The organism is Clostridium sp. CTA-5 (assembly GCF_054768135.1).
This window is the reverse complement of sequence record NZ_BAAAAT010000023.1, coordinates 1-9,093: the sequence shown is the minus strand read 5'-3', so window position 1 is coordinate 9,093 and position 9,093 is coordinate 1. Positions and strand designations below refer to the sequence as shown.

Below are 9,093 nucleotides of genomic sequence, written 5' to 3'. Positions count from 1 at the left end.
CATGTGTTAGGCACGCCGCCAGCGTTCGTCCTGAGCCAGGATCAAACTCTCATAAAAAAGTTTAATCTTAGCTTACTTTTCAAAAAGAATTGCTGGTTTACTTAAATGTATTTTATATATTCTGTTCAATTTTCAAAGACCATTTTCTTCCGCTTCAACTCTCGTTGTCAGCTTTTGTTTTTTTATGTCACCCTCAAGCGACTATCTTAGTATATCACTTGTTTTTTAAAATGTCAACTATATTTTTTACTAAAACTTTATTTTCAAATGTTTTATCTTTTCTATAGTTTGCATCTCTCAGCGACGTGTTTTATCTTAACACTTTAAATATATATTGTCAACATTATTTTTATATTTATTTCTATTTAAGTAACAACTATATATTAATCATAGAAACAAGTTACAAAATTATATCTTGTTCTATAAAATTAATTATGTACAGAATATTAATTTTAATTCATTGTATTTTATGGTAACAATCTTTATTTGTACATTTGATAACTATAAAAATCTACTTTTAAAAAATAAGCTATCTTAAATATTATTCTTTAAGATAGCTTTAAACTTTTATTTTATGAATTGTTTTTTTATAATAGAACTAAAAAAACTTTCTTTGTTATTTTTAATAGATTTCTTATATTTATTAGCTAGTAACCCTAAATCAATAATTGGTTTTAAATAATCCAATGTATCACTATATCCTAGATTGATTCTCTTTTCTACACTTTCTGGAATAAAGTCTAATATACCGTTTAATACTCCATCATCCATGGATGATGGCCTAATCTCTATTATTTTAGTATTAGGAAATAATTTTTTATTTATCTTAGATTCTTTAGAAAGATGCACAACTATTATTATATCACAATTTTCTCCATATACAGGTTGAATAGGTACATTATCTGCCATTCCTCCATCTAAATATTTCATTGATTCAAATTCTTCTGATTCATAAATCATAGGCAATGCTGATGTTGCTAATAAAATCCTTCTAATGCTCTGTTCATTATAGCCATTAATTTTAAAATATTTAGGTTGAAAACTCTCTATTTCTGTACATGCAGCATAACAAATTCTATTGTTTTTTTCTAGCTTCGAAAAATTTATATAATTATCCATTATATCTAATAAACCTTTTCTCGATAAATTACCCATTTCCAGAGTTTTAGGCATATATTTTTTTACAAAGTTCATATTTTTTAATCCGATAGATATTAAAAACCCTCTAATATTTAAGTCCTTTTCATTTATTGGAAGTACACTTTCCTTAGATATGTTATGCCAAACTTCATTAGCCTTTTCTAAATCTCCTTGACAAAATAATACTGCATTTAAAGCACCTATAGATGTTCCAGATATTACACTAATATGTTTATCAATTTTTAATTCTTTTAAAGCTTTCCATACTCCTATTTGATACGCACCTCTAGCGCCTCCCCCAGCTAATACTAATCCTATTTTCATAAACAATCACTCTCCCCAGAGACTGTAACTCAAATTAATATCCCTATAATCAAATTATGCTATAAATAGAATTAAAGTTCTTTAATTACGTGCATTTTTATGATATCCAATAGACTCTAATATGATTAATGCAGTATCTTCAATGGCTCTTTGTGTCACATCTATTGTTTTACAACCTAATTTTCTCATTATTTTATCTGCAAACTCAAATTCTTCTAATACTCTTTCATCTCCTGCATATTTTATATCAGAAGTTATTCTGTGGAATTTATCTAGTCTTCTTTTTCTGATTTCAATTAATTGAAGAGGATTTATAGTTAATCCAAATATCTTTTTTCTATCCACCTCGTATAATTCATTAGGTATACTTACCTCTGGCATTAAAGGTATATTTATTGTTTTTATCCCCTTATTAGCTAAATACATACTAAGAGGTGTTTTAGATGTTCTTGATACTCCGACTAAAACCACATCTGCATTTTTTAATCCCCTATAATCTTTACTATCATCATATTGCATTGCAAATTCCATAGCTTCTATTCTGTTAAAATACATTCCATCAATTTTCCTCATTGCTCCTGGATTATATTCAGGTTGAGTCTTTAATATTGCTGAAGCAACATTAATCATTGGTCCTAAAACATTCATTACAGAAATATTTTTTTCAACCCCTTTTTGAGTTAAATACTCTCTTGCATTAACAGTAATTATAGTAGATATTATAATGCTGTTTTCACATTTTTCTACAGCCTTTATTACATCTTCTACATCTTCTAGCGTTTTTACATAAGGTATCCTTTTTACTTCTATTTCTTCTTTAAATTGACTAGATACAGCAATAGCAACTTGGTGAGCTGTTTCTCCTATAGAATCTGATACTGCAAAAATAGTTAACATATTTTATTCCCTCTTTCTCATTAATTTTACCCAAGACCAATACCATATTAATTTATTAAAATATTTTTATGAATTCGTATTCACTTTATATATTAAACCAACTCTGTATATTTTAATAGTAGTGAATTTTTTCATTTTGTGTGCTAAACTTTAGTATAGTAATTAATATGAATTTTTTATACTCATAGTTAATATGGAGGATAATTATGAAAACTAAAAAGTTATTAACTATAGCTGTTCTACCACTAATGTGGATGCTATACTTTTTATTTGAATTATTCACTAATAGAATTAACAATTTTCCAACTATATTTCTTAATATAGGTATTATGTTTCTATTTGCTATAGTTGGTTTTTTTATTTATGAAATTTCAAATAAAAATATAAAAGGCTTCACTTTGAATTCAATGACAAAAATTTTTATTTCTTTAATGTTTATCGATCAAGGAATTAAAATACTAATAAAATTATTTTGGTTTAATAATTTTATTAATATAATTCCTAACTTACTATCATTTAATCCAATTATTAATACTGATGGTTCTTGGTTAAATGCAAGATTTGGTGCTGGAGTTAGTTTTCCTATATTAATATTATTTAATATAATTTCACTTTTTATTTTTATTGAAGCATATAGATATTATTTATATAGAGATAATAAAGACTTTTGGGCTGATATGTGTTTTATGTTTATATTTTGTGGAGCATTATGTTCTTTGATTGATAAAATATTTTATGGAGGAAGTTTAGATTTTATAGGAATTAGTAATTTATTTATTGCCGACATAAAAGACATATACATTAATTTAGGAATACTATTTTTTATTCTTACTTTATCTAATAATGGTTATCTTTCTTCTGAAGAAGATAGCAGTATTAAAGATGATTTAAACTCATTAAAAAGATTTTTAAATTTTACAAAGGAAGATATAAATAGTAAATTTACACTTCTTAAAAATAAATAATTAAAATTATAGATTTATACTTATGTATTATGCTACAATTTTATAAATATTAAATTTCTGAAGAACATTGTTAGTGTTTCTTTCAAATTCTTTAGATGTTATATTTATAAATTTAATAATCTAAGATCTAATTGTAAGGAGCATTCTAAGCATGAGGAGAAAGTATAAATCAATACCTAATAAATTTAGGTATATTTCTTGATGTTTTAATAATCTTCTACAATTATTGTAGAAGATTTTTTTATTCTTTAAAAAACTATAATAAAATCAGAATATGAAATATTCTATATTCAAGCTTAACTTAAAAACTTATAAATAAATAATTTAAAGAATAAAAAAGAAATCTAAAAATCAAAGAGGTGTAACTTTATGAATACAAGAGTGGGTGTGGTTGCAATTGTAATTGAAGACTTGTTATCAGCTCCAGCTGTAAATGAAATACTACATAATTTTTCTTCAATTATTGTTGGAAGAATGGGAATACCTTATAAAGAAAGAAAGATCTCAGTAATTTCTATTATAGTTGATGGTAGTACAGATGAAATTAGTTCTTTAACAGGAAAACTTGGAAATTTAAAAAATGTATCTGTAAAATCCGCAATTACAAAAAATTAGTTTAAGGGAGGAACCTTTATTATGTTTAATACACCAAAAGCAAATAGACTTCATATTTCTATATTTGGTAAAAGAAATGTTGGAAAATCTAGTTTAATTAATGCTTTAACAAATCAACCTATTTCTGTTGTTTCTGATACTCCTGGGACTACTACTGACCCAGTTTCTAAAGCTATGGAATTATTGCCTTTAGGACCTATTTTAATAATTGATACTGCTGGTTTAGATGATGTTGGAGATTTAGGAGCTCTAAGAGTAGAAAAGACTAAAGAAATAATTCAAAAGACTGATTTAGCTGTTCTTGTATTTTCTCCTAATGATAATAATATAGAACAGGAAAAAGAATGGTTCAATGATTTAAAATCTAAAAATATACCTGTTATAGGTGTTATAAACAAAATTGATTTAGGCGTTAATAACATTGAAATGTTAAAAAATTCATTTAATATTCCTTTCGTTGAAGTAAGTTCTAAAAATAAAATAAATATAGGTAAATTTAAAGAAGAGCTTATAAACAATGCTCCTATTGATTTCGAAATGCCAACGATTCTTGGCGATATTGTGAAACCTAAAGATAGAGTGATATTAGTTGCTCCTCAAGACATACAAGCACCTAAAGGACGACTTATATTACCTCAGGTCCAAACAATAAGAGATATTCTTGATAATGATGCTATGGCATTAACAGTAAAAGATACTGAATTAAATGATATATTAAAGATAGTAAAAGATCCATCTTTAGTAATTACAGATTCTCAGATGTTTAAAAAAGTAAATGAAATTATACCAAATGATATTAGATTGACTTCATTTTCTATATTAATGGCTAGATATAAAGGAGATCTTAAACTATTTGTTGATGGTGCTAAAACAATTAATAATTTAAAAGCTGGTGATAAAATCTTGATTGCTGAATCTTGTACACATCATGCTAAAAAAGGAGATATTGCTAGAGAAAAGCTTCCTATATTATTAGAAAAAAAAGTTGGTGCTAAATTAAATATAGTAAATGTAGCAGGAACAGATTTTCCAAAAGATTTATCTGAATTTAAGCTTATAATACATTGTGGTGCTTGCATGTTTACAAGAAGACAACTATTATCAAGACTAGAAGCTATTAAAGGATATAACGTACCAATAACTAATTTTGGTGTAGCCTTAGCAGAACTTAATGGAATTCTTGATAGGGCATGTAACTTATTATTACAAAAATAATATAGAGCCTTTGCTAAATTTAAGCAAAGGCTCTATCTATATATAAATACTAAGCAAGTCTAATAAAAAATCACTTCTTTCGAAGTGATTTTTGGTGGCTCACCCGGGAATCGAACCCGGGACACCATGATTAAAAGTCATGTGCTCTACCGACTGAGCTAGTGAACCATATAACCTGGCAACGTCCTAATCTTCCACACAGTCTCCCATGCAGTACCTTCGGCGCTATAGATCTTAACTGTCCTGTTCGGAATGGGTAGGAGTGTTACTTCTATGCCATCATCACCAGATATTCATTTTAGTTTTCTCTTTCGTTGAAGTAATGCCCTCAACAAGATATTATTATATAGAGTTTATATTATTATGTCAACATCTTATTTAGACGTATATCGACATTATATCCAATATACGTCTAAATACTAAGTTGTTCTCTATTTTAAACATATATTCATTCTTTTATTTCCCTTTATCTTTGAATATTATAAATTATCATTTATTAGTTTCTGATTCATTAAACTTACTATTCAAAATAACTATATCCACTCTTCTATTTGTTGCTCTTCCTTCTTCTGTATCATTAGATTTAGTAGGCCTATATTCTCCATAACCAACTGAAGACAATCTTTTTGGAGAGACCTTGCCTTCATTAACTAAGAACTCTACTACATTTGAAGCTCTTATTGATGAAAGTTGCCAATTTGAGTGAAAATATGTTGTATTTATAGTTACATTATCTGTATGACCTTCAACCCTTATATAATTATCTATATCATTCAAAACTTTAGAAATTGATATTAACTTTTTTTTATAATCTTCCTTAATAGTAGCATCTCCACTATTAAAAAAAATATTATCCGAAAAACTTATTACAAGTCCTCTTTCTTGAATAGATGTAGAAATACTCCCATTTAAATCAGATTCTTTTATAAGGTTGTCTACTTTGTCTTTAACTCCATCTAATTTACTCTCTTCACTTATTACTGCATTATCTACATTAACAGATTCTATCTCAGACCCAACAATAGCGCCTTGCTCACTACCTATACTAAAAGCTTGTTGAAATGATTTAGTTATTTGATCATATTTTTCTTTATTTACATTTGAAGATGCATATAAAATTACAAAAAGGACCATTAATAATGTTATTAGGTCAGAATACGTAATTAACCATCTCTCGCTATTTTCCTTACTCTCCTTTTTCTTCTTCATTCCACACCTCTAATAATCTTTTTCAAAAAATTTTGATTGATTATCTGTTAAATAACCTTCAAGTTTACTAACTAATGTATTAGGATTAGAACCTTGTTGAATAAGTAAAATTGCTTCAATAACCATTGACTTTTCATTTATTTCTTCTCTATCTAATACTTTTAACTTATTAGCAATTGGTAACCATAACAGATTTGCTGAGGCAATACCATATAATGTAGCCATAAATGCTGCAGCAATTTTAGGACCTAATGCCATTGGATCACTTAGATTCCCTACTACTTGTACAAGTCCCATTACAGTTCCTATAATACCCATGGTAGGTGCATACCCTCCTGCTGCTGAGAACATTTCGATTCCTTCATCATGCCTTTCAGATATTTGTTCTAATTTAGTCTCTAATATACTTTTAATCGTAGACTGTTCTATTCCGTCTACAACCATTTGTAATCCTTTTTTTATAAATGGGTCAATGCTAGAATTATTTGATATTTCAGATTCTATACTTAATAAACCTTCTCGTCTTGTTTTAGATGCTATATCTTTAAAATATATTATATTTTCTTTTATCTTACTTTCCCTTTTTTTAAATGCAACAGCTAGAACTCTAGGAAATTTTTTAAGTATATTAATAGGAAATGATATTCCTACAGCGCCTATTGTTCCACCAAATACTATTATTAATGCTGTTAACTGAAATAGTGCTCTTAAAGTCCCTCCTTCTAAAAGGAATCCTAAAATTAAAGAGGTAAATGCAAACAATAAGCTTATAACGATAATAATGTCCATAATAAATCCCCCCAATTTTTATTATTTCAAATTTAATATATAAAATTATTTTACAATATATACATAAAATTAATATATATGTTAATATTATACGCTAATAAACACATATATAAAAACAATTTAAAATTTTTTATAGTAGAAATCTATCTTAATTTTCTATTTATTTTACATTTGTTTATTTAAAAATATAAAAATATAGTCTTTAAATTTTAATTGTAAAAAATAGTAGTCTATTAATTTATCCTATATATAATTTTAGCTTGTAAAAAATACATCTTATGAATTTTTTACAAGCATTTAATATCTAAAGGTATCCTTATTTAATTTTTTTTAATTAACTTATCAGTATACTTTCTTATTACATTTATTGAACTCTTAAATTTATTTAATTCATCATCAGTAAGATGTATTTCTAATATATCCTTAACACCTTCACTATTTAAAACGCACGGTACTCCACAGAAAACATCATATTCTCCATATTCTCCTTCTAATAATGTAGATACAGGCATTATTTTATTTTCATTATACATAATTGCCTTTATTATCGCTACTGTTGCAGCTGCTATTGCATAATATGTTGTTCCTTTTCTATCATATACTTCCCATCCTGCTCTAGCAGTATCTAATACTAATTTATCTAAGTCTACTTCACCTACTAATTCTCTATTATCCTCTAAAATTGTATTAAAAGATTTCCCTCCTACTGTTACATGAGACCATGGTACCATTTGAGAATCACCATGCTCTCCCATTGAATAGGCCTGAATACTTCTAGGGTCCACATTTATTAAATCACCAATAAAATTTTTTAATCTAGCTGAATCTACAGAAGTACCTGTACCTATAATATGATTTTTAGGTAATCCTGATATTTTGTATACATAATGAGCTATTATATCAACTGGATTAGATACAATAATAAAATATCCATTAAATCCACTTTTCATTATAGGATTTACAATAGATTCGACTATTTGGGCTGATAATTCTAATGTATCCAGTCTTGTTTGTCCTGGTTTTGGTGGCGGCCCAGCTGTTATAACAACAATATCTATATCCTTACAATTTTCATAAGATCCTGTTATAACCTTTGTATTTCTATTTAAATATTCAATACAATGATTTAAATCCATTACTTCTCCATAAGCACGTTCCTTATTAATGTCTATCATTAATATCTCATCACATACTCCCTGAGTAATTAAACTAAAAGCAGTTGTAGAACCAACCAGACCTGCTCCTACTATGGCAATTTTACTTTTATCTAAAGCCATATTTTATCCTCCTTAATAATTAATATAATTATTATTAGTTTAAACACTTTTAATTTTTATATAATGAATTTTAATAACAATATTCAAAAGTTATCCACATTATTTATAAAAAATTATAAAAAATTGTTTATAACTTTTTACATATCTGTATATTTATTTTTTATTTACTTAACAAACTTTATACTTTTCTATACATAAAAAAAAGCTACTGAATTATTCAGTAGCCTTTGCTTTGGTGCGCCATCAGGGATTCGAACCCTGGACACCCTGATTAAGAGTCAGGTGCTCTACCAACTGAGCTAATCACGCAAATAAACCTGGCAATGTCCTAATCTCCCACACAGTCTCCCATGCAGTACCTTCGGCGCTATAGATCTTAACTGTCCTGTTCGGAATGGAAAGGAGTGTTACTTCTATGCCATCATCACCAGATGCTAGTTCTTTCTAAATCTTCGATTTAGCTAAAAGAACTGTACTCAGCGAACTCTGTTCGTCGAGTTTCCTTTTAAATTCTGAAAGATTTGTTCTTTCAAAATTGCACATATTTTGTATATACTTAATTATTATTGGTCAAGCCCTCGACCTATTAGTATCAGTCAGCTAAATATGTTACCACACTTACACCTCTGACCTATCAACCTTGTAGTCTTCAAGGGGTCTTA

At 27.3% G+C, this 9,093-nt stretch carries 8 protein-coding genes, 2 tRNA genes and 3 rRNA genes; 3 read left to right on the top strand and 10 right to left on the bottom strand.

The window, feature by feature from the left end; all coding sequences use genetic code 11:
* Positions 1 to 567: 567 nt before the first annotated feature.
* Both ACYUET_RS18885 and ACYUET_RS18880 read right to left on the bottom strand, forming a co-directional pair.
* A complete protein-coding gene (locus ACYUET_RS18885; protein WP_460282188.1) occupies positions 568 to 1,464 on the bottom strand; it encodes a patatin-like phospholipase family protein in 897 nt (298 codons plus the stop codon).
* 81 nt (positions 1,465 to 1,545) lie between these two features.
* Entirely contained in the window at positions 1,546 to 2,361 is an 816-nt protein-coding gene (locus ACYUET_RS18880; protein WP_460282187.1) for a pyruvate, water dikinase regulatory protein, read from the bottom strand.
* 206 nt (positions 2,362 to 2,567) lie between these two features.
* On the opposite strand from ACYUET_RS18880, the gene ACYUET_RS18875 reads away from it, so the two are divergent.
* The 3 genes from ACYUET_RS18875 (at position 2,568) to hydF (ending at position 5,156) form a co-directional block, all read left to right on the top strand.
* On the top strand, positions 2,568 to 3,326 hold the full coding sequence (locus ACYUET_RS18875; RefSeq protein ID WP_460282185.1) for a signal peptidase II: 759 nt from the start codon (positions 2,568 to 2,570) through the stop codon (positions 3,324 to 3,326).
* Positions 3,327 to 3,695: 369 nt separating this feature from the next.
* Entirely contained in the window at positions 3,696 to 3,941 is a 246-nt protein-coding gene (locus tag ACYUET_RS18870; protein ID WP_219781411.1) for a TM1266 family iron-only hydrogenase system putative regulator, read from the top strand.
* A gap of 21 nt (positions 3,942 to 3,962) precedes the next feature.
* Positions 3,963 to 5,156, top strand: a complete 1,194-nt coding sequence (gene hydF, locus ACYUET_RS18865; RefSeq protein WP_460282183.1) for a [FeFe] hydrogenase H-cluster maturation GTPase HydF — start codon at positions 3,963 to 3,965, stop codon at positions 5,154 to 5,156.
* A gap of 92 nt (positions 5,157 to 5,248) precedes the next feature.
* On the opposite strand, the gene ACYUET_RS18860 is transcribed toward hydF, so the two are convergent.
* From ACYUET_RS18860 to ACYUET_RS18825, 8 genes are all read right to left on the bottom strand, one after another.
* A tRNA-Lys gene (locus tag ACYUET_RS18860) sits at positions 5,249 to 5,324 on the bottom strand.
* 5 nt (positions 5,325 to 5,329) lie between these two features.
* Positions 5,330 to 5,446 (bottom strand): 5S ribosomal RNA (gene rrf / locus ACYUET_RS18855).
* Between the two features lie 199 nt (positions 5,447 to 5,645).
* The gene (locus ACYUET_RS18850; protein WP_460282181.1) at positions 5,646 to 6,365 is read right to left on the bottom strand and encodes a flagellar motor protein MotB; all 720 of its coding nucleotides are present in this window, start codon (positions 6,363 to 6,365) and stop codon (positions 5,646 to 5,648) included.
* 9 nt (positions 6,366 to 6,374) lie between these two features.
* The gene (locus tag ACYUET_RS18845; RefSeq protein WP_460282179.1) at positions 6,375 to 7,154 is read right to left on the bottom strand and encodes a flagellar motor protein; all 780 of its coding nucleotides are present in this window, start codon (positions 7,152 to 7,154) and stop codon (positions 6,375 to 6,377) included.
* 320 nt (positions 7,155 to 7,474) lie between these two features.
* Entirely contained in the window at positions 7,475 to 8,431 is a 957-nt protein-coding gene (locus tag ACYUET_RS18840) for an L-lactate dehydrogenase (RefSeq protein ID WP_460282177.1), read from the bottom strand.
* 233 nt (positions 8,432 to 8,664) lie between these two features.
* A tRNA-Lys gene (locus ACYUET_RS18835) sits at positions 8,665 to 8,740 on the bottom strand.
* Positions 8,741 to 8,746: 6 nt separating this feature from the next.
* A 5S ribosomal RNA gene (gene rrf / locus ACYUET_RS18830) occupies positions 8,747 to 8,863 on the bottom strand.
* Between the two features lie 134 nt (positions 8,864 to 8,997).
* Positions 8,998 to 9,093 (bottom strand): 23S ribosomal RNA (locus tag ACYUET_RS18825); the annotation flags it as partial.